This is a genomic window from Actinoallomurus vinaceus (assembly GCF_039542055.1).
Classification (GTDB): Bacteria; Actinomycetota; Actinomycetes; order Streptosporangiales; family Streptosporangiaceae; genus Actinoallomurus; species Actinoallomurus vinaceus.
On sequence record NZ_BAABHK010000001.1, the window covers coordinates 284,498 to 306,395 of the forward strand.

Consider the following 21,898-nt stretch of genomic DNA (forward strand, 5'->3'; position numbering starts at 1 on the left):
AATGGCAACTCGGGCTTTGATCGTTGGAAACCGTGGCGACCGGCGTTATGGAAGCTTGAGTTCGGGGTGGTAGACGTCCATCCACACGGCGAGGTCGAGGGTCCGCTCCAGACCCAGCCGCGTCAGCCGGTCCATCGCGGACGAGTCGCGCTCCGTCGCAGCCTCGAGCCAGCCCCGGTCCACCAACTCGAACACTTCGTGGTTCCGGCGCGTCAGCAATTCCTTGCCCTGATGCTGGAGCTCCCGACTGTAATAGGGGTCCTGAGTCGACGGATAAGGGCTCTTCGGCCGCCAGGCGACCGATTCTGGAAGCATCTCTTTGGCCGCTCCGCGCAGCAGGCTCTTCTCCCTGCCGTCGTACGTCTTCAACGACCAGGGTGCGTTGTAGACGTATTCGACGAGCCGGTGGTCGCAGAACGGCACCCGGACCTCCAGCCCGACCGCCATGCTCATTCGGTCCTTGCGGTCGAGCAGGTACCGCATGAAGCGGGTCACGTGCAGATAGATCATGACCCGCATGCGGTACTCGAAGTCGTCGTCGGAGTCGAGCCGTTCGACTTCCCCGACGGCGCTGTCGTACCTGTCCAGCCGGTACTCCTCAAGCTTCAGCTGTGACACCAGCTGCGGGTTCAGCCCGGTGGCGTCCTTGTCGAAAGGGCCCACGTTGACGGCGATCCACGGAAACACGCGTGCGCGCTGGATTTCGGGGACGTGCATGTGCTTGTACCCGCCGAATATCTCGTCCGCCGATTCGCCGGACAGGGCGACGGTCGATTTCTCGCGAATCGCCGTGAAGAGCAGGTACAGCGAGAAGTCCATGTCGCCGGCCCCCACCGGCACCTCTCGCGCGATGAGCGCGGCCTTGCGGACGTCGGGGTCGGCCAGCGTCTTCGGGTCGAGCACGATGTCGGTGTGCTCCGAGCCGACGTGCTCGGCGACGGCGTGGATGAACGGTGTGTCCGGGGTGTCACGCAGGTCGTCAGGCTTGAAGTTCTCCGCCTGGCCCATGAAGTCGACAGCGAACGTCGGCACCCGCTCGCCGCCGAGATGGGCCGCGGCCAGCGCGGTGAGCGTGCCGGAGTCCAGCCCGCCGGACAACAGCAGGCAGCGTGGCACGTCGGCGACGAGCTGCCTCCGCACGATGTCGTCCAGGAGCTCGCGAACCCGTCCGACGGAGGTGTCCACGTCGTCTGTGTGCGGCCGGGTCTCCAGCCGCCAATAGGTGCGCTCGCGCACGCCCGCGACGTCGACCGTGACCACTGTGGCCGGCTCGACCTGTCGTATGTCCGCCCAGATCGCGTGTCCCGGTGTAAAGGCGTACGAGAGAACTTCGCGCAGTCCGTCTGCGTCCACCACGCGTTTGACGAGCGGGTTGGCCAGGATGGCCTTCTGCTCCGAACCGAAGAGCACGCCGTCAGGCGTTCGGTAATAGTAGAGCGGCTTGATCCCCATCCGGTCGCGGATCATGACGAGCTTCTGGTCCCGCGCGTCCCAGATGGCGAACGCGTACATGCCGTTAAGCCGGTCGGCGAGCGCCGCCCCCCAGCGCAGGTATCCGCGCAAGACCACCTCTGTGTCGCTGGACGTCGCGAAACGCTCGCCCTGCCGGGTGAGCTCATCGCGCAGTTCGACGAAGTTGTAGGTCTCGCCGCTGTAGACGAGTGTCACATCGCCCTGTTCCGTGTGAACGGTCATCGGCTGCGCCCCGCCGACCAGATCGATCACGGCCAGTCTCCGGTGGCCGAGGGCCGCGTGCCGGTCGACCCACGTGCCGCAGGCATCAGGACCCCGACACGCCATGGTCTCGGTCATCGCGTCCAGGACCTTCTGCTCATGTGTGAGGTCGCGGTCGAACGAGACCCAGCCGGTGATTCCGCACATCTGCCCGCCTCCTGTGGCAATCAAATAGGTTCGCTCTTGTCCGGAACTCGCAATCGAATGAGAACAAGCATTACGCGATCACAGGTAAGAGGTCTTCTTTCCTCGTGCTCAATGCCGCACATACGGCGCATGCGGGATCACCATGGATTCTCGACGAGCCAGCAGGCGGAGGACTCCCGCGGGCCGACGGTGGGCAGTTCGATCACGGCCACGGGTGGGCCGGCGAAGTCGGTGGTGTCGATGACGACGGCTTCGTCATGCCCTAACGCCGTGTTGTGCGCGAAGACCAGCACCCAGCCATCGCCTTCGCCGGCGGAAGGGGAATCGGGGACGAACACGGGGGCGCCGAGGTACCTGCCCGGTTCGGCGTGGTGCAGGCGGGACGTGCCCTCAGTCAGATCGTGGCGGATCAGAGCGGTGCCGCTCCGTCCGTCGCCGGTGAGCAGCCGGGTGACAGCGTGACGGTAATACGAGCCTTGATAGCGGGGGTCGACGGTGGGCAGATCCTGGGCGCGGGCGTCGACGAGCTCGTCGCGAATGACGCCGCGTTCGGGATCCACTCGCCGGCGCCGCAGGCTCGGTGTCCGGTGGCCGTCGTCACGCACCAGGTCGACCACGATGGCGCCGTCGCGCAGCTCGAACGCGTTCACGGGCCGATCGGCAGGCCCTGACCGGGCGCGCCTGGTCCAGGGGCAGCCGGGGACGGCGCCGACCCACATGACGTCCTCCCGACCGCCCTCCCGCGGTAGCACTCCGATCTCGTCCGGCCCGAGGAACAGGGCGTACCGTTCGGTCAGTGCGAACGCGTATCGCGTCGGGTCGTCCGACACCGGTACGGGCTCGTACTTGCGGACGCGTCCCCGGATGTCCACCGCGACGTATCGCAGAGCCCGCCGACGGGGGACGGCGACGGCGGCGAAGAGCTCGCCGGTCAGCGGATCGTGGATCGGGCGGGACGAGAACCCGGAAGGCAGCGTGTCGTCGAAGTCGCAGCGGGCCTTGGTGCGTAGATCCGGTGTCAGTTCATAGGGGAGTACGCCGTCGCCGAGCGCGAGGATCTGCCGGCCATGGCGGATGACGGCCTCGGCCGTGTTGTCCGATGAGCAGCGGCGCGGGCCGGGGGAGGGGAGCTCGCCGGTCTGCCGACACACGGCATCGGTGCGGACCCGGCGCGTCAGGTACCACTCTGCACGGCCCTGCCGGATCCGGAGGGCACCGACGTAGGGCTGGCCGGTGCCGGGCCGGTCCCCACAGCCGTCCGGGCTGATCCGGAACAGGGTGCCGTCGAGGTCCGCGGGGAGCCGGCCCTTGACGGCGAGAGTGGAGCAGTCGATCTCCCTCGGAACGCGCAGGTCCGGATGTGCCATCGAGTTCACCGTTCGGGCATATCGGTGTTACATAACAGTGTTGGTCAAATGTCGGCGGGGGCGTCGGTGGATGTCAAGGGTGAGTCCTCGCCCGGCGCAGGCCGCATGGGCGGGTAGCCCAGCGCGTACGGACCGATGCTCGGCAACGCCAAAGAAGCGGCCGGCGTGTCGCGGGTCCATATTTGACGCATATGTCACGTATCGCCGACCCCGACTTCTGGAGGGCGCGCCTGTGCGCGGAAGACCGAAAATGCTAATTCCGGTTACATAACAATGTTCGTCCAATATCGACGGGGGTTTTGGGATGTCAAGGGTGAGTCCCCGCCCGGCGCAGGCCGATCTGCGCAACGCCCTGATGGAAGCCGCCGCCCGCGTCCTGGCGCAGGACGGCCCGGTCGGCCTGAGCACCCGCCGACTGGCCAAGGAGGTGGGGACCTCCACGATGGCCATCTACACCTACTTCGGGAGCATGGACGATCTGGTGCGGGCCGTGGTGCATGAGGGCTTTGCCCGGCTGAACACCAGCATGACCGCCATCGGCGACTCCGCGGACCCGGTCGCAGACGTCGTGGCACACGGCCGGGTCTACCGCTGGAGCGCGTACAAGAACCCGGACCTGTACCAGGTGATGCTGGGCGCACTGAACATCGCGAGCTTCTCCCTCACCGACGAGGATCGCCGGCACGGACGCTACGTGCTGGACATCCTGATCGGCTCCGTGCGGCGGTGCATGGCCGCGGGGCGGTTTCCCGAAGGCGACGCCGAGCTGGTGGCACACCAGTTCTGGACCGCTCTGCACGGCATCGTCACCCTCGAGCTCGGCGGCTACCTGTTCGCGCCCTACGACGCCGACGCGTGCTTCGACGCCCAGGCCCACAGTCTGATCGTGGGCAACGGCGACGACGGCGCGCGCGCCTGGGCCTCGATGCGTCGCTCGGCCCGGATTGCCGAACGGGCGCTGCGCGCCTCCGGAGAGCTGACCGGCTGGGATAAGCCCGAAGGGTTGAGACAGTGGATCTGACAAAGTACGCGATCAAGCACGCCATCGCCATGATGTGGGACAGGTATAACGAGCCGCTGTCGCTGGACGATATCGCCGATTCGGCGATCATGAGCAAGTTCTATTTCTCTCGGACGTTCCGGTCGATGACCGGGACCTCCCCCGGGCGGTTCCTGTCCGCCATCAGGCTGTTCAAGGCGAAACATCTGCTGTTGCAGACCCCGTCGAGCGTGACCCACATCGCCTACATGGTGGGCTACAACAGCCTTGGGACGTTCACCAGCCGATTCAGCCGCAGCGTGGGTTCCTCGCCGGGGGTCTACCGTGCGAAGTCGCAGGCGGGCGGGCACGCGCTGGTCGGCAGAACCCGGCCGGAGTCGACCGGCCGGGCCGGCGAGGTGGCCGGCTGCCTGGTGGCCCCGCGGGCGGAGTACCACATTCCGACGCGGACCTATGTGGGCCTGTTCGCCAGCCCGATGATCGAGGGCCGGCCCGTCGCGTGCGACATCGTCGACGGCTCCGGCCCGTACACCTTACGCGACGTGCCCAGCGGAACCTGGTACGTCCGGGCCGTAACGGTCGACACGCGCGAGGTCGACCCGCGCCCCTGGGCCCGCCGGCCGCGATTCCTCGGCGTCGGTGAGAACGTGACCGTGCGCCAGGACGGGAGCTCGGTCACGCAGGACATCGACCTGCGCAAGGCAACGCCCTTGGACCTGCCGATCCTGCTCGCACTCCCCGAGCTCGACAACTTCGACAGCTACGACGACCCGGTCCTTCGGCTCCCCGATCGCGACTGTCGCGATCCGGTGGCGGCCGCGTTCGACGGTGCCCGCGCGCTGGCGAGGGTGGCGCACAGGCGACGCGGGGGCACAGACGGCTTCAACGCGCCGACTCGTGCGGCGTTCGGAACGGTCCCGCAGCCCGGTTCCGGGTAAAGGCTCCATCGGCGACGTAGCGCGCCCGGCGGGCACGGGAGTCGGGATCGAGCCCCGCCGGTTCGTCGGTGTCGCCGGGAAGCGGGTGGAAGGCCCACCAGCCGACCCACCGCGCCGACGGGTGAGGCGCCGGGTCATCAACGTCACGGCCGACCGGTGGTCCTTGATCCAGTCGCCCTTGCCGACCTCGTACGGCGTCAGCGTGGTCGCGGCGACGAGCCATTCAGAAGCCGGGGCCTGGTCCCGGCTCCTGGCGCGTGATCAACTCGAACCGGCCTCGCCGGTGATGACCTCCAGGGCCCGGCCCTTGGTCTCGATCCCGATGCGCCAGAACGCCACCATCGCGGCCGCGAGCGGGATGGCGCCGATCACCGCGGTCTGCGCGATCGACGGCACCACGGCGCCCGCGACTCGACGGCGGTGTAGCCCAGGCGCTGGATGTTCGTGGGCACCCATTGCTGGAATCCCCGCTTCTTTCAACGTGCTCGGTCCTCGAGCACGCGCAGGGCACGGCTGGAGAAGCAGGCGCCGCGCGCCACGTCGAATACTCGTTGCATCGCGGGCCTTACCGAGGTGTCCGGCAGCGCGCATCGCTGACGCCCGGGAACGCCAATGCCTCGAGGAACCGCATTCAGGCCCATGGAGGGAGACCACGGTGTCGCCGATCGCACACCACACCACGTCGGCCTGTCACGGGGAAGAGGAGGTCGCGGGATGAACGGCACCCGGATCGCCGTGGTCGGGATCGCCCTGCGGTATCCCGACGCCTCTTCTCCGGACGAGCTGTGGTGCAACGTGCTGGCCGGGCGGCGGGCCTTCCGCCGGCTGCCGGAGGAGCGGATGCGGGCCCAGGACTACTACTCGCCCGACCCCGCCGCGCCCGACCGGCACTACCTGCGCATGGCCGCGGTCCTGGAGGGATTCGACTTCGACCGAGTCGGCTACCGCATCGGCGGGAGCACGTACCGGTCCACCGACATGACGCACTGGCTGGCGCTGGACACCGTCGCGCGCGCCCTGCAGGACGCCGGCCTCCCCGGCGGCGAAGGTCTGCCAAGGCAGGCCACCGCGGTCGTGATAGGCAACACCCTGACCGGTGAGTTCAGCCGCGCCAACCTGATGCGGCTGCGCTGGCCGTACGTCGAGCGCACCGTGGGCGCCGCGCTGCGCGAGCGGGGCTGGGACGACGCGGCGCTCGGGGACTTCCTGGCGGACCTGGAGGCCCGCTACAAGGCCCCGTTCCCGCCGATCGACGAGGACAGCCTGGCCGGCGGCCTGGCCAACACCATCTCCGGCCGGGTCTGCAACTACTTCGACTTCGGCGGCGGCGGCTACACCGTCGACGGCGCCTGCTCCTCCTCGCTGCTGTCCGTGGCCGCGGCCTGCAACGCGCTGGCCGCGGGTCAGATCGACGCCGCCGTCGCAGGCGGCGTGGACCTGAGCATCGACCCCTTCGAGGTCATCGGCTTCGCCAAGACCGGCGCGCTGGCCACGTCGGAGATGAAGGTCTACGACAAGGGCTCCAACGGATTCTGGCCCGGCGAGGGCTGCGGCATGCTCGTGCTGATGCGCGACGAGGACGCCGTGCGCCAGGGCAGGTTCCGGTACTCGACCATCGTCGGCTGGGGACAGAGCTCCGATGGCAAAGGTGGTATCACCCGCCCAGAGGCCGCCGGACACCGGCGCGCGATCAGCCGCGCCTATGCCGCCGCCGGCTTCGGCGTCGAGACCGTCGGCTACTTCGAGGGCCACGGCACGGGCACCGCGGTCGGCGACGCCACCGAGCTGGAGGCGATCAGCGGCGCCCGCCGCGCCGCCACGGGTCCGCATGCGGGCACCGCCGCGATCAGCACCGTCAAGGGCAACTTCGGCCACACCAAGGGCGCGGCCGGCGTGGCCGGCCTGATCAAGGCCGTGCTGGCGGTGCGGCACCAGGTCATCCCACCGGCCACCGGGCATCATGACCCGCATCCGGTGCTGCTGGCCGAGGACGCGGCGCTGCATGTGCCGGACGGCGCCGAGCTGTGGCCGGACGGCGCGCCGGTCCGGGCCGGCGTGTCCTCCATGGGATTCGGCGGTATCAACGCGCACATCGTGGTGGAGCATGCCGACGGTGCCCGGCGCCGCTCGGTCGGCGAGATGACCGAGCGCCTGGTGCGCTCGCGTCAGGACTGCGAGATCCTCCTGCTGGACGCGGTCGGCGTCGCCGAGCTGCGCGGCCGGGTGGCCCAGCTGGTCGGCTTCGCGGCCCGGCTGTCGTTCGCCGAGCTCGGCGACCTGGCCGCGACGCTGTCCGGGGAGCTGGCCGGCCGGCCGCTGCGCGCGGCGGTCGTCGCCGGCTCGCCGGAGCAGGCCGAGGAGCGGCTCGGGCGGCTGCTGGCCCTGCTGGACTCCGGCGCGCGCCAGGTCCTCGACGCCGCCGGCGGGGTGTTCCTGGGCACCGCGGGCCGACCGCCGCGCATCGCGTTCCTGTTCCCGGGACAGGGGGCCGGGCGCCGCGCCGACGGCGGCGCGCTGCGGCGCAGGTTCGCCTCCGTGGCCGAGCTCTACCGGGGCCTGGCCCTGCCGGCCGGCGGGGACCAGGTGGCCACCGCGGTGGCCCAGCCGCGCATCGTCGCCGGTTCGGTGGCCGGGCTGCGGGTGCTGGCGGCGCTGGGCGTCACCGCGGCCGGCGCGGCCGGGCACAGCCTCGGCGAGCTGACGGCGCTGCACTGGGCCGGCGCCATGTCCGAGGACGCGTTGCTGGCCCTTGCCGCCGAACGCGGCCGGGTCATGGACGACGCCTCGGCCGGCGGCGGCACCATGGCCGGGATCGCGGCCGTCGCCGCCGAGGTCGAAGCGCTGCTGGCCGGAGAGTCTGTTGTCATCGCCGGCTACAACAGCCCGACGCAGACCGTGGTCAGCGGTCCGGTCGAGGCCGTCGAGCGCGTGATGGCGCGGGCGCGGGCACGGGGTCTCACCGCGACCCGGATCTCCGTTTCGCACGCGTTCCACTCCGAGGCGGTCGTCCCGGCCGCCGAGCGGTTCGGGCGGCATCTGGCCGAGCAGGACTTCCAGCCACTTCAGAGCACAGTGGCGTCGACGGTGACCGGTGCGGCGCTGCCGCTCGACACCGACGTAACGGATCTGCTGACCCGCCAGGTGCTGGCCCCGGTGCGGTTCCACGAGGCCGTGGCCGCGCTGGCCCGGGACTGCGACGCCTTCATCGAGGTCGGACCAGGGCGGATCCTGCGGGGCCTGGCCGCCGAGATCGCGCCGGCGGTGCCGGCGGTGTCCATCGAGTCCGACGGCATGTCGCTGGCCGGACTCTTCCACGCGGTCGCCACGGCGTACGTGCTCGGCGCCCCGATCGAGCACCGCGTGCTGTTCGACGACCGCTACGTCAAGCCGTTGCCGCTGGACAAGGAGTTCGTGTTCCTGGCCAGCCCCTGCGAGGCCGCGCCCGAGGGCGACTTCGCGGTGGTCAAGGAGGCGATGACGGACCGGCCCGCCGAAACGGACGCCGCATCGGCCGCGGCGGCGTCCGGGGCCGAGGGCGGGGCGGACGCGCTGACCGTCCTGCGCCGCCTGGCGTCCGAACGGGCCGAACTGCCGCTGGACGCGGTGCGCCCGGACAGCAACCCGATCGACGAGCTGCATCTGAGTTCGATCACTGTCGGCCAGATCGTCACCCAGGCCGCGCATGAGCTCGACGTCAACGCCGTGCTGGCGACCTCCGCCTATGCCACCTCGACCCTGGTCGAGCTGGCCGAGATGCTCCAGAGCCTGGCCGACACCGCGCGGACCGACGACGGCGCCGCCGAGCAGGTGGCCGGCGTCGCGCCCTGGGTCCGGGCCTTCACGCTCGACCTGGTGCCCACCGGCTCGGTGCCGCCGGCGGCGCTGGGGCGGCCTGCCGCGCAGTGGGAGCTGTTCGCGACCGACGGCCACCCGCTGGCCGAGCCGCTGTGCGACGCGCTGAGCGTCACAGGCATCGGCGACGGCGTCCTGCTGTGCCTGCCGGCCGAAGCCGACGAGGACCACGCCGACCTGATGATCTCCGCGGTCCGCGCGGCGCTGTCGCGGGTGCGGCACGCGCCGGTGCGGTTCGTCGCCGTGGGCGGGCGCAAAGGCGCGGCAGGCCTGGCCAAGACCCTGCACCTGGAGGCCCCGGCCGTCACCGCGACCGTCGTCGCGCTGCCCGATCCCGAGGGGCTGCCGGCCGATGAGATCGCCGGGGCCGTCGCCCGGATCACCGCCGACGCCGTGGCCACTGCGGACTTCGCGGAGATCTGCTACGACGCCGAGTGGGTGCGCGCCGTCCCGGTCCTGCGGCCGCTCCCGACCACCGGCGCCGGGGCCGAAGGCGCCCGGCCGGCGTTCGGACCCGGAGACGTTCTGCTCGCCACCGGGGGCGGCAAGGGGATCACCGCCGAGTCGGCGCTGGCCCTGGTCCAGGACACCGGTGCCGCGTTGGCCCTGCTCGGCCGCTCGGACCCGGCGACAGACCCTGAGCTGGCGATGAACCTGGAACGCCTGCGCGGGCAGGGGATCCCGTTCCGCTACGTCCACGCCGACGTGACCGCCGCCGACGAGGTCAAGGACGCGGTCGAGGAGGTCCGGCGCACGCTTGGCCCGGTCACCGCCGTGCTGCACGGCGCCGGTCGCAACGAGCCGCGCTCGCTGGTGGACCTGGACGAGACCACGTTCCGCCGCACCCTGGCCCCGAAGCTGGAAGGGCTGCGTACGGTGCTGACCGCGGTCGCCTCGGACCCGCTGAAGCTGCTGGTCACCTTCGGCAGCATCATCGGCCGGGCGGGCCTGCGCGGCGAGGGCGACTACGCCACCGCCAACGACTGGCTGACCGACATGACGCGCCGCTACGCCGAGGAGAACCCCGAGTGCCGGTGCATCGCCCTGGAGTGGTCGGTCTGGTCCGGGGCCGGGATGGGAGACAAGCTCGGGGTCCTGGAGGCCCTGATGCGCGACGGGATCTCGCCGATTCCGGTCGCCGACGGCGTCGCCATCCTCAAGGCCCTGCTCGCCGACCCCGCGACGCCGGGCACGGTGGTCGTGACCGGCCGTGCCGAGCGCCTGGACACGATCACGCTGGAGCAGCGCGACCTGCCGCTGGGCCGGTTCCTGGAGCGGCCGCGTATCCACTACGCCGGCGTGGAGCTGGTGGTCGACGCCGACCTGTCGGCCGCCGACGACCTCTATCTCGGCGACCATCTCCTGGACGGCGACCTTCTGTTCCCGGCGGTGCTCGGTATGGAGGCGATGACCCAGGCCGCCTCGGCGCTGACCGGCCGCGTGGGCGCGCCGACGCTGGAGGGCGTGGAGTTCCTGCGCCCCATCGTGGTCCCGGTCGACGGCCGGACCACCGTACGGGTCGCGGTCCTGGCCGACGGCCCGGACACCGTGCGCGCCGTGCTGCGTTCCGGCGAGACCGGGTTCCAGGCCGACCACTTCCGGGCGACGCTGCGCTACGACCTGCCGCTGCCGGACGCCACGCAGTGCCCGGTGGCAGCGGATACGGATCCTGAGATCCCACTGGACCCCGGTGGCGAGTTGTACGGTCCGGTGCTGTTCCAGGGCGACCGGTTCCAGCGCCTGCTCGGCTACCAGGCCCTGGCCGCACGCGGGTGCGTCGCGCGGATCTCGAACGCCGCGCGCGACGACTGGTTCGGGCCCTTCTCCCCGCCGGGCCTCGTGTTGGCCGATCCCGGGACCCGGGACGCGCTGATGCACTCGATCCAGTGCTGCGTACCGGACGCCACGCTGCTGCCGGCCTCGATCGAGCGGCTGTGGCTCGCCGACCCGGCAGTGGCGCGGTCGTCGGCGGAGGTGACCTTGCACGCGGCCGAGCGGTCGCGCGACGGGGACACCTATATATACGACATCGAAGTCCGCGACAGTGTCGGAGCCCTGGTCGAGCGCTGGGACGGCCTGACCCTGCAGGCGGTGCGCAAGCGGGACGGGACCGGGCCGTGGCTGCCGGCGCTGCTCACCACGTACCTTGAGCGCAACGTCGAGCCGGTTCTGGGCGACACCGGTCTGCGCACCGTCGTGGTCCCCGACACCGTGGTCCCGGACGGTTCCGGCGCGAACAGCTCCACCGTCGCGGCCCGCCGCGGGCGAACCGACCGTGCCGTCGGCTGGGCGCTCGGCCGACGGACCGAGGTCGGGCACCGTCCCGACGGGATGCCGTGGGTCGACGGCTTCCAGGTGTCGTCCTCGCACAGTGCCGGGATCACGTTCGCGGTGGTCATGCCCGGCGACCGCGCGGCGGAATGTGATGTCGAGGCCGTGACGGCGCGCACCGAGGGCGAATGGGCGGATCTGCTCGGCGCCGACGGGGCAGCGCTGGCCGCGACCCTGGCCGCCGAACGCGATGAGGACTACTCGGTCGCGGCGACCCGGGTCTGGGGCGCCGTGGAGTGCCTGCGCAAGGCCGGACGGGCCCGCCCGGCCCTGACCGCGGACACGGTGGACGGCGCCGCGTCTGGACCGTGGGCGGCGCTACGCGGCGGCGACCGGCGGATCGCGTCGTTCGTCACCACCGTGCGGAACGTGGCCGAGCCGCTGGTGTTCACGATGTCGGCGGCCATCGACGGGAGCGAGGCGAAGTGATCGGGACACAGGACTATTACGAGTACCGGCACCTGGTCGGCTTCGAGGAGACCAACCTGGTGGGGAACGTGTACTACGTCAACTATCTGCGCTGGCAGGGACGGTGCCGCGAGATGTTCCTGCGGGAGCACGCGCCGGAGGTCGTCTCGGACATCCAGGGCGACCTGAAGCTGTTCACGCTCAAGGTGGACTGCGAGTTCCTCGCCGAGATCACCGCGTTCGACGAGGTGTCGATCCGGATGCGGCTGGAGGACCTCACCCAGACCCAGATCGAGTTCGCGTTCGACTACGTACGGCTGCGCGAAGGGATCGAGGACCTGGTCGCCCGCGGCCGGCAGCGGGTGGCGTGCATGCGCGGCCCGAACACCGACACCCGGCCCACCCCGGTGCCGGAACCGCTGCGCCGGGCCCTGAGCCGGTACACCATTCGCGGTGCGCGGTCCGCGGCGGTCCCGGTCCCGGCCCGGGGGAGGAGCTGAGCGGAGATGGCGACGGCCAACGGCATGCCGGCCGGGAACCCGGCCGGCACCTATGAGCCCCATGAACTGCGGCGCGTCTTCGGGCGCTTCGCCACCGGGATCACGATCGTGACCGCCGGCCGCGACGAGCCGCGCGGCATGACCGCGAACTCGTTCACGTCGGTGTCCCTGGATCCGCCCATGGTCCTGATCTGCGTGCTGCGCGACGCCGCGATGCACGAGACGATCCTGCGGCATCGCGCATTCGCCGTCTCCGTCCTGTCCGACCGGCAAGAGCGTGTCGCCCGGTACTTCGCCGACCGCGACCGGCCCCGCGGCCGGGCCGAGTTCGCGGCCGTGGAGAGCGTCACCGGGCCGCGCACCGGCTGTCCGGTACTGCCCGACGCGCTCGCCTGGTTCGAGTGTTCCCTGGCCGCCGTCTATGACGGCGGGGACCACTCGATCTTCCTGGGCGAGATCGCAACCCTCGGGCACGGCTCCGGCGAGGACGCGCTGCTGTTCTACGCCGGCGCCTACAGGCGTCTCGACGTCCCGGCCGACTGGCGCGACCAGATCCTCCTGTGAGGGCGCCGACGAGGGGTTTCAGACCCTTGTGTCCAGACGGCGCTCGATCGCTTCGATGATCTTCGGGCGCAGCTCGGCAGCCTTGACGATCTCGTCCACCGACCCGACCTCGACGGCGCGCTGGATGCTGTGCACGCGGTCGAACTCGGTGGCCACCTCGGCGAGCTTCTCGGCCCGCACCGATGCCCGCAGTTCGTCGAGTTCGGCGGCCAGCGCGGCGCAGTCGGCCCCGGATGCGGCGGTGACCCGGGCTTCCAGGTCGTGTACACGTGGGTCGTTGGCGGTCCGCGCGTTGACATCTCTGGAGAACACCACGGCTGCCGCCGGGGCGCCGCCGAGCACCGAGGCGAACGACGCCTCCAGCGCCAGTACCGTCATGTTCGGGTTCAGCGCCTTGGAGAACACCACGAACGCGCCGCCGTGGTACCGGGAGATCACGCAGAACACGATCGGCCCGGCGAAGTTCACGATCGCCCGGCCGATCTCGGCGCCGTACTCCAGCTGCAGCTTGCGCATCGACTCCGGGGAGCCGTCGAACCCGGACAGGTTCGCCAGCACCACCAGGGGGCGGTTGCCGCTGGCGGCGTTGATGGCGCGCGCCACCTTCTTCGAGGACTGCGGGAACAGCGTGCCGGCGGTGTAGGTGTCCGGGCCGTCGGTGGGCGGGAAGCCCTTGCGCGCCACCTGCCGCGACTCGATGCCGACCAGGCACACCGGCAGGCCGCCGAGGTGCACGTCGGCCACCACCGCGGTCTCGGCGTCGGCCATGCCGGCCCAGCGCTCCAGCACCGGGTGATCCTGGTCGGACAGGGCCCGCATCACGGTCCTGATGTCGAACGCCTTCTTGCGGTCCGGGTTCGCCGTCGCCGAGAAGATCTCCCCGACCGTCGCGAACTCCGAACCCGGGAAGGTGTGCGGGAAGCCGGAGATGTCGCGGTCGGTCGGGTCGTTCGTGGCGGCGCGGCGCGGGGCGTCCTCGCCTGGGGCGATGTACGTGTGGTCGTAGTGCGCCATCAGAACGTCCCACGCCGCGGCCAGGTTCGGTGCCCAGTACTGCGCCTGCCCGTTCGGCCCCATCACCCGGTCGTAGCCGCCGATGCCGAAGTTGTCCTCGGCCGAGACGCCGCCGGAGAAGTCCAGCGCCTGCTTGCCGGTGAGCACCATCGCCGAGTCCGGCGTCATCACCAGCACGCCCTTGGTGTGCATCAGCATCGTGGCCTCGGCGTTCCAGTACGCCTGCGCGCCGACCGTGATCCCGGCGACCACGACGTTCACCTCGCCGCCTGCCTGGGTGAACTCCACGATCCGCTTCAGTGCCGCGGCCACCCAGTCCATGTTCTCGGTGCCGGAGGTCATGGAGATCCGTGCGCCGGCCGACAGCGCGTACCACTCGACCGGGACCTTCATCTCCTCGGCCAGGTCCAGCGCGGCGATGACGCGGCGGCACTCCGGCTCGGACAGCGCGCCAAGGGACTTCGTCGGGTCGCCGATCAGCACCACGCGGGTGACGCCCTGGTGGTGCCGCCGGGTCCTGGTGGTGACCACGCCGGCCACCATCGCCGCCCTGTTGCGGCCCTTGGGCCGGTCCACCGGCACCAGCTCGTGCCGCTCGTCGAGGTCGCACTCGGTGAAGTCGCCGAGCAGGTCGGTCAGCTCGTACGGATACACCGTGTTCCGGCCGGCCGCGCGGAGCACCTTCAGCCGGTAGTCGTCCAGCGGCTCCACCGGGTCGAGCGTCGGCTCGCCCACACTCAGCGTCGGGTTCCCGGCCGTGTCGAACCGCACCCTCACCGCGATCTTGACCAGCTCGCCGGTCTTGCTCGAGCGCTGGCGCCCGATGAGCTCGATCTCCTCCAGGCCGGTGTTGAGAGTGGTCGCCATCACCCGGTCGGCGATGTCGAGAAGCTCCTGGCGTGCGAGGGTGATCGGCGGCCAGACGTAGGCCACGATCCGGTCGGTGGGAAAACGGCTGCCGGAAGGCCGCCGATACTGCGCGCGCCGGATCGAGTCGAGACACGCGGCGATCGCGTTCTCGGCCGTCGGCAGCGCCACCAGGCGGCCGTCGTGCTCCCGCAGTTCGGTGAGGTCACGAATCTGGGTGAAGGCGACGAGCCGATCGTCGGCCGGGTTGCCCCGGGCCACACACCGGTAGAGGTACACGTCCTCGTCGGAGGACGGCAGCCGGGTGAGGTCGAACCCGCTCAGCCGCTCCAGCTGCATGCGCTGGGCGATGTACGGGTGCAGACCCCGGATCAGCCGATCCTCGGTGAGCCCGGTCGCGGTGCGGCGGAACGTGAAGTGGTGGTGCATCGGCGCGTTCCGGCGTCCCGCGACGGTGGTGGTGACCCGGCGCACCTGGTTCGGCAGCGAGTGGGCGGCCATCACCTCCCGGAGCGCGGTCGCGGCCGTGTCGGAGTCGGGCTGGTCCTCCCACGACAGGTAGATGTCGGCGTCCAGCGCCTCGTCGTCGGCGGCGATCGCGGCAAGGCCGTCCAGCGCGTCGCCAAGCCGCTCGAACGGCGCCGCCGCCGAAACCAGACGCGACCCGTCGCGCTCGGCGACCACGAACGTGCACCCACCGACGCTCGCGGTCCGTACGCCGGTCAGGCCCTTGTTGCCGTAGTAGCGCCGGGTGAGCACTTCGAGCATGACCGAGTTGTCCAGGCCCGGGTGCGCCATGCGCTGCCCCAGCAGCCGCACCAGCGGTTCGGTGCTGCGGACCATCCCGGCGATCCGCTCGGCGCGGTCCGGAGCCTGCGGGTTCTCGTCCAGGTAACGCAGGTTCTTGCGGACCCTGGCGTAGACGCGGGCCCGGTTGCGGCGCAGCAGCGGCTGGCCGAACCACGCGTACACCACGCCGCGGGCCAGGTCGGCGACCGCGGGGTAGCGGGTCTGGGCGGCGGCGATCAGCCGCTCCAGCACGCGACCCGTGGGCTCGCGCGCCGCCACCGGCGGCAGCGGGTCGTTCAGCCACTCTCGAAGCACGGCGGCGACGATGGACACGTGTCGAGGCGCATGCTGCCGGGCCAGGAAGATACGGAACACCGCCGCCTCGAGCTCGGGGGTGCGCTCCAGACCGGTGACGCCATAGTGCGCGAACGTCCTCGCCAACGTGTTCTGGAACGTCTGCGGCAGTCCTGCGCGTTCGACGTCGAGGCTCTGCAGGTAGGTATGGAAGTACTCATGCGCGCTGTGCGCATGGTCCACACCGGAGGACCGGCCGTACGGTCGGCCGGCCCCGAGCTCGGCGACGTCCGCGAACACCTCGATCAGCCCGAGCTCGGCGGCCAGCCGCTCGTCGCCGCCCTCGTACGCGGGTCGCGCTGCGAGGTATTCCTTCAGGGCGCGGTCCTCGTCGTGCGGGTCCACGTCATAGCCCAGCAGGAGGCTGCGGAGTTCGTCGACATCCTGAGATCCGCCGCCCACCACGCGCGCCGGTCCGGTCGGCGGGCCCAGGTCGACGGGTTGCGCGGGCTCGGCCGCGGCGCCGTCCTCGCCGACCGGTTCCAGTCGCAGCAGCGGCGCACCGGTCTCCACCTGGCTGCCGACCGTGACCGTGAGCTCCTTCAGCCGGGCCTTGAACGGGGCGCGGAGCACCGTCTCCATCTTCATGCTCTCGAGCACGACGACCGGCGCCCCGGCCTCGACCTCGACGCCGACCTCCGCCGGGGTGGCGATGACCAGCGCCGGGGCGGGGGAGCGGACCATGCCGCCCTCGTCGCGGCTGACGCGGTGCGTGACGCCGTCCACCTCGACCAGGTGCACCGTGCCGTGGGTGGCGGTGAGCAGCCGGTGGTGCTCGCCGTTGACCACGATCCGGGCGGTGTGCCGGTCGAAGTGGTCCAGCTCGACGTCTGCCGTCCGAAGTTCCGCGCGTGCGGCTTCACCGGTGTCGATGCCGACCCGGAACCTCCGCACGCCGACCCGGGCGGCCCGTACCCGGTAGCCGACGCCGCGAAGCCTCATCTCCACCGGCGTGCCGCTCTCGTGCCGCACCCGCGGACGGCCTCCGGCGGCGGTGGACAGCAGGCGGTGCCGCTCGATCTGCTCCTGCTGCTCGTAGGCTTCGATCGCCGCGGCGGCCAGCGCCACCCCGGCGTGCCGGTGCGTGGCCAGGCCGCCGGCGGCGCGGACCCTGTCGATCCAGCCGGTGTCCACACTGCCGTCGATCATCTCGGGCTGCTCCAGCAGATCCAGCACGAAGCTCTTGTTCGTGGTGCCGCCCTCGATCACCACACTGGTGTCGGCCATCGCGCGCCGCAGGCGCCCCAACGCCTCGTTCCGGTCCCGGCCGTAGGCGATGACCTTGGCGATCATCGAGTCGAAGTCGGCCGGGATGGTGTCGCCTTCGCTGACGCCGGTGTCCACCCGGATCCCCGGCCCGGTCGGCAGGTCCAGGCGCGCGATGCGGCCGGGAGAGGGGGCGAAGTCCCGGTCCGGGTCCTCGGCATTGAGCCGGGCTTCGATGGCGTGCCCGCGCTCGACGGGCGCCACGCCCTCCAGCGTGCCGCCGGAGGCGACGTGCAGTTGGGCCTTCACCAAGTCGAACCCGGTGACCGCTTCGGTGATCGGGTGTTCCACCTGCAGCCGGGTGTTGACCTCCAGGAACGTGAAGCACCTGTCGCCGGGGTGGTAGAGGAACTCGACGGTCGCAGCCCCCTGGTAGCCGACGGCCAGGGCGAGCCGCTCTGCCGACGCCTTCAGGTCCGCGGCCTGCCCGGCGGACAGTACCGGCGAGGCCGACTCTTCGATGATCTTCTGGTTGCGGCGCTGCACCGAGCAGTCGCGCACGCCCAGCGCCCACGCCGTGCCCTGGCCGTCGGCGATCAGCTGCACCTCGACGTGCCGAGCGCCGGTGACCAGGCGTTCCAGGAACACGACCGCGGAGCCGAAGGCGCGCGAGGCCTCGGCCCTGGTGCGCTCATAGGCGTTGACCAACTCGCTCTCATCGGTGATCACGCGGATGCCTCGCCCGCCGCCGCCGGCGGTGGCCTTCAGCATCAGCGGGTAGCCGATCCGCTGGGCGGCGGCCACTGCGGCTTCCACGGTCTTCACCGCGCCGCGGCTCCATGGCGCCACCGGAACGCCGACCTCCTCGGCGATCAGCTTCGCCTCGATCTTGTCGCCGAGCCGGCGCATCGCCGCCGCGCTGGGACCGATGAAGGTGACCCCGATGCGCTCGCAGAGCTCGGCGAACGTCGGGTCCTCGGCGACGAAGCCCCAGCCGACCCACGCGGCGTCGGCGCCGGTGGCCACCAGCGCCCGCTGAAGCACCTTCAGGTCCAGATAGGGTCGCGCTGCGGCGGGGCCCAGGTCGTAGGCGGCGTCGGCTTCACGCACGAAGGCGGCGTCCCGGTCGCCGTCGGTGTGCAGGGCGATGGTCTCGATGCGCGTCGCGGCCTCGGCGGAGAGCTCCCGGACGGCGTGGATGAGCCGCGTTGCGGCTTCTCCACGATTGACGATGGCGACGCGACTGAACACCGGCCGGCCCTTTCTCGTGAGATCGGCCGGTCGCGGTGACGCGATGGGCGGCGACATGGGGCATTCACCGACGCCGTCGCTGCGAGGCCGACGGGATCACGGTAATCGGGTCGTGGCGGCGGAATATCTTCGTGCGTGCCCCATGACGTCCGACGAATCCGCGCTGGCCGCGAACCGCATCGGTGGGCACGCGGGAAGTAGTCCGAGCCGCGCGGTGGTCGCGACGATCGTCTCCACAGGCGGCGTCCCGCCGTGCGACCGATCACGATTGGGGGCCATCTTGAGGGAGATCACGGGCCGTATCCTGCGGGCGGCCGGCTTGGCGCTGCGTGCCGCGAGAGTGGGCTGCGTCGTGTCCGGCTACGGTCTGCTGTTCGGCGCGTCCGCGGCCGGTCGGATTCTCAGCCGAAGGCGAAGTGGCGGCGGCTTGGGCGACGGTGAGAAGTGGGTCAGGCTGCTCACCAGCCTTGGGCCGTCGTACATCAAGATCGGCCAGCTCGTGAGCACCCGCCGGGACCTGCTGCCGCCGGGGGTGACCGGACCGCTGGCTCGGCTGACCGATTCGGCGCCGCCACCGAGCAGACGCCGTGTCCAGCGGGCGGTCCGGGCCGCGTACGCCGGGTCGCACTGGCCGTTCCGCGAGTTCGCCTGGGAGCCGGTGGCCTGCGGCAGCATCGCGACCGTGCACGAGGCCGTGGCCAGGGACGGCCGTCGGGTCGCGGTCAAGGTGCGCCGGCCGGGCATTCAGACCGTGATGGAGCGGGACTTCGCGCTGACGCGCGCCGTGATGGGTGCGCTCGGCGCCGTACCGAAGCTGCGCAAGATGCCCTTCAAGGTGATGCACGAGCAGGTCGGTTCGGCGATCCTGCGGCAGTTGGACTTCCCGGCGGAGGCCGCGGCGCTGACCGAGCTGCGGGCGAACCTGTCCGGGTTCGGCAATGTGCGCATCCCCGAGCCGCTGCCCGGCCTGTGCACGCCCGAGATCGTGGTGATGGAGTACATCAGCGATCTGAAGCGCTTCGAGCCCGGTGACCTCGACGCCGACACGCGGCGCCAGGTGGTGCGCTCGGTGCTGGCGGCGGTCTACGAGATGCTGTTCATCGACGGCGTTGTGCATTGCGACCTGCACCCCGGCAACCTGTACTTCGACGAGCGGGCCGGCCTGGTCATGCTCGACGCGGGGTTCGTGATCCGGCTGCCGGACGAGGTGCGTCGTTCCTTCGCCGACTTCTTCATCAACATGGCGATGGGCGACGGCTGGACCTGCGCGCAGATCGTGATCGAGAGCGCCGCGCACATCGCCGACGACTGCGATTTGGAGGGCTTCCGCACTGGCCTGTCCGAGCTCGTCCAGGAGGCGTCCGGAGCCAGGTCCGGCCAGTTCGACCTGGCGCGCTTCGCCGGCCGGCTGTTCGATCTGCAGCGCCTCTTCGGCCTTTTCCCTGCGCCGGAGTTCGCCTTCCCGCTGCTGTCGCTGCTGGTCATCGAGGGAATGATCAAGGACTTCGACAGCGGCGTCGACTTTCAGGCCGAGGCCGTGCCGATCCTGCGGCGCCGCAACATGCCGCGGGACCGCGCGGTAGGGCTGCACCGGTGAAATCCGGGCGGATCCTTGCCGTAGAGGGCCGTCGGACCGTACCGGGACAGCGGTCAGGGCATCCGTATCTCGCGCAGAAAGGCCGGGAGCAGCCAAGGCCGGCGCCCTGAGGCGACCACCGCGCCGCTCAGCGCCGTGCGGGTCACGCTCGTTCGGTGGAACAGCATCAGGTTCAGGGCAGCGGGGCGGAATCGGATGCGCACGTCTGCCCGGCCGGACGGCTCCTCGGCGCGGAACACGCCGGTGTCCAGGACGAACGTCACCGGCACGGTGTGGGCTGAGCGGAATTCCACCGCGATGCTGCCGCGACGCACCGGGCGATCGTCGTGCAGGAGGACACCGGTGCCGTTCCGGATGATCTCGACGAGGAAGAGCTCGAAGAACAGCCCGGCCTCGTCGTCAGGGATCCGCCAGGGCGCCCCGGTGCCGCAGGCGATGTCTCGTCCGTGGATGTGCAGCTCGTTCATCAGGTGCGCGAAGACGCCGGCCAGCGGAAGCCGCGAACCGCCGAGCCATTCGACGGTTCCGCCCGGGTCCTCGTCGGCGGTGCGGGTGAGCATCTCGCGGACGGAGGAACGCAGCCGGGCGGCCAGTCTCGCCGGGTCGCGCTCCCGATAGGCGCGCAGTTGCGTGGGGTTGAGGCCGGCATGGATGTTGTCGACGGTGGCGGTCGGCATGTGCCGTCGGACTTCGGGAATCGGCAGAGGGCCGGCCGCGGCGGAGCCCAGGACCGTGTAGTTCCAGGCGATGCCGGTCACGTGCGCTGCGGTCTCGGCGACCGACCAGTGGCCGGTCGCCGAGACCGACGGATCGGGCGTGGACTCGATCAGAGCCGCGAACCGTTCACCACAGTCGCTGACGGCGGTACGAACGGACGTCCACTTCTCCTGGGTGACGCGGGTGGCCGCCGCTGTGCGTGCGCTCACGGTGTCGGGAACTGTCGCGCCACGAACCTGTCGAAGGCGGAGTCGGGGAGTAGTCGGCGCATGCCGAGAGCACTACGCGCGAGTGTCCCGACCGGGTAGCGGGCTTTCGGGTTCCGTGCCAGGACGGCGCGTCCGACCACCTCCGCCACCTGCTCCGGTGTCCTCGCATACCGGCCGGCGATGGTCTTGCCCTCGTGGACGTCGATGGCCCAGGCCGCCAGCTTGTCGTAGAAAGGCTGGTAGGCGCTGCCGGGTTGGCCGGCGAACTGCGTCAGCGCGGTCTCGAAGAAACGGGTGCGCACCGTCGCGGGCTCGATCAGCGCCACCCGGACGCCGAAGGGCGCGACCTCCAGCCGGAGCGCGTCGCTGTAGGCCTCCAGGGCATGCTTCGTGGCGTGGTACAGGCCGCCGCCGGGCGGCGAGAAGCGGCCCATGATCGAGGACACGTACACGATTCGGCCGGCACCCTGCTCGCGCATACCGGGCAGCACCATCCGGGTCAGGCGCAGGGCGCCGAACAGGTTGGTCTCGAACAGGGCGCGGGCCGTGTCCAGCGGCACGTCCTCGACCGCGCCGTACACGCCCGTGCCGGCGTTGCTGACCAGGACACCGACGGCACCGTGCTCCTCGACGACCTGCTTGACGGCCACGGCCGCCGACTCCTCGTCGGTGACGTCCAGTCGCAGGGGTCGGATACCGAGCGCGGCGAGATCCGCCAGCGCACCGATGTCCCGTGCCGAGGCGAATACCGGCAGGCCCGCGCGGTGCAGCCGGATCGCCGCGGCGCGGCCGATCCCGCTGGAACAGCCGGTGACCAGTACAGCGCGGGAGATCGCCATTGCCAGGTCCCTTCATCCGCAGTCGCCGGCGGCGACGGCCTCAGCCGTCAGTATGCGCACGGACATTGGACGCGGACCTCTCCTCGATTGCGGTATCCGAGCGACGCTCGGCACGTCGTGAGAAGAGCTTGTGGCGCACCCAGGGAACTGGTGGTGGCGAGCGGATCCGGCGTACGACCCCGTGCCCACGTGACCGGCCGAGCCGCCACGCGTC

Annotated in this window: 12 protein-coding genes; 6 read left to right on the forward strand and 6 right to left on the reverse strand. The window is 70.9% G+C overall.

Annotated elements, in window-relative coordinates; translation table 11 throughout:
• Positions 1 to 45: 45 nt before the first annotated feature.
• Positions 46 to 1,881, reverse strand: a complete 1,836-nt coding sequence (gene asnB / locus ABEA24_RS01335; protein WP_345428468.1) for an asparagine synthase (glutamine-hydrolyzing) — start codon at positions 1,879 to 1,881, stop codon at positions 46 to 48.
• A 137-nt stretch (positions 1,882 to 2,018) separates the two neighbouring features.
• A complete protein-coding gene (locus ABEA24_RS01340; protein ID WP_345428469.1) occupies positions 2,019 to 3,248 on the reverse strand; it encodes a carotenoid oxygenase family protein in 1,230 nt (409 codons plus the stop codon).
• A 313-nt stretch (positions 3,249 to 3,561) separates the two neighbouring features.
• On the opposite strand from ABEA24_RS01340, the gene ABEA24_RS01345 reads away from it, so the two are divergent.
• Both ABEA24_RS01345 and ABEA24_RS01350 read left to right on the forward strand, forming a co-directional pair.
• Positions 3,562 to 4,269, forward strand: coding sequence for a TetR/AcrR family transcriptional regulator (locus tag ABEA24_RS01345; RefSeq protein WP_345428471.1), 708 nt, complete (start codon positions 3,562 to 3,564; stop codon positions 4,267 to 4,269).
• Positions 4,260 to 5,186: a helix-turn-helix domain-containing protein gene (locus ABEA24_RS01350; protein ID WP_345428472.1), complete on the forward strand. Its 927-nt coding sequence runs from the start codon at positions 4,260 to 4,262 to the stop codon at positions 5,184 to 5,186. The genes ABEA24_RS01345 and ABEA24_RS01350 overlap by 10 nt, the downstream gene beginning before the upstream one ends.
• Positions 5,187 to 5,447: 261 nt before the next feature.
• On the opposite strand, the gene ABEA24_RS01355 is transcribed toward ABEA24_RS01350, so the two are convergent.
• Positions 5,448 to 5,585, reverse strand: a complete 138-nt coding sequence (locus ABEA24_RS01355) for a hypothetical protein (protein ID WP_345428474.1) — start codon at positions 5,583 to 5,585, stop codon at positions 5,448 to 5,450.
• Positions 5,586 to 5,900: 315 nt separating this feature from the next.
• Between ABEA24_RS01355 and ABEA24_RS01360 the strand changes: the two genes are divergently transcribed.
• Genes ABEA24_RS01360 through ABEA24_RS01370 form a run of 3 tightly spaced genes read left to right on the forward strand, consistent with a single transcriptional unit; the run spans position 5,901 to position 12,841 of the window.
• Complete coding sequence (locus tag ABEA24_RS01360) at positions 5,901 to 11,798, forward strand: type I polyketide synthase (RefSeq protein WP_345428475.1); 5,898 nt, start codon at positions 5,901 to 5,903, stop codon at positions 11,796 to 11,798.
• Positions 11,795 to 12,277 (forward strand): acyl-CoA thioesterase, encoded by a 483-nt coding sequence (locus ABEA24_RS01365; protein ID WP_345428477.1) that lies wholly within the window; start codon positions 11,795 to 11,797, stop codon positions 12,275 to 12,277. Before ABEA24_RS01360 ends, ABEA24_RS01365 begins: the two co-directional genes overlap by 4 nt.
• 6 nt (positions 12,278 to 12,283) lie before the next feature.
• Positions 12,284 to 12,841: a flavin reductase family protein gene (locus tag ABEA24_RS01370; RefSeq protein WP_345428478.1), complete on the forward strand. Its 558-nt coding sequence runs from the start codon at positions 12,284 to 12,286 to the stop codon at positions 12,839 to 12,841.
• A gap of 18 nt (positions 12,842 to 12,859) precedes the next feature.
• Here ABEA24_RS01370 and ABEA24_RS01375 read toward each other — a convergent pair whose 3' ends face one another.
• Entirely contained in the window at positions 12,860 to 18,322 is a 5,463-nt protein-coding gene (locus tag ABEA24_RS01375; protein WP_345428480.1) for an ATP-binding protein, read from the reverse strand.
• Between the two features lie 280 nt (positions 18,323 to 18,602).
• Here ABEA24_RS01375 and ABEA24_RS01380 point away from each other — a divergent pair, with 280 nt between their 5' ends.
• Complete coding sequence (locus ABEA24_RS01380; protein ID WP_345428482.1) at positions 18,603 to 19,919, forward strand: ABC1 kinase family protein; 1,317 nt, start codon at positions 18,603 to 18,605, stop codon at positions 19,917 to 19,919.
• A gap of 53 nt (positions 19,920 to 19,972) precedes the next feature.
• Here the strand turns inward: ABEA24_RS01380 and ABEA24_RS01385 are convergent, their stop codons facing one another.
• Positions 19,973 to 20,845 (reverse strand): DinB family protein, encoded by an 873-nt coding sequence (locus tag ABEA24_RS01385; RefSeq protein WP_345428483.1) that lies wholly within the window; start codon positions 20,843 to 20,845, stop codon positions 19,973 to 19,975.
• Positions 20,842 to 21,684, reverse strand: coding sequence for an SDR family NAD(P)-dependent oxidoreductase (locus ABEA24_RS01390; protein WP_345428485.1), 843 nt, complete (start codon positions 21,682 to 21,684; stop codon positions 20,842 to 20,844). The genes ABEA24_RS01385 and ABEA24_RS01390 overlap by 4 nt, the downstream gene beginning before the upstream one ends.
• Positions 21,685 to 21,898: the final 214 nt, after the last annotated feature.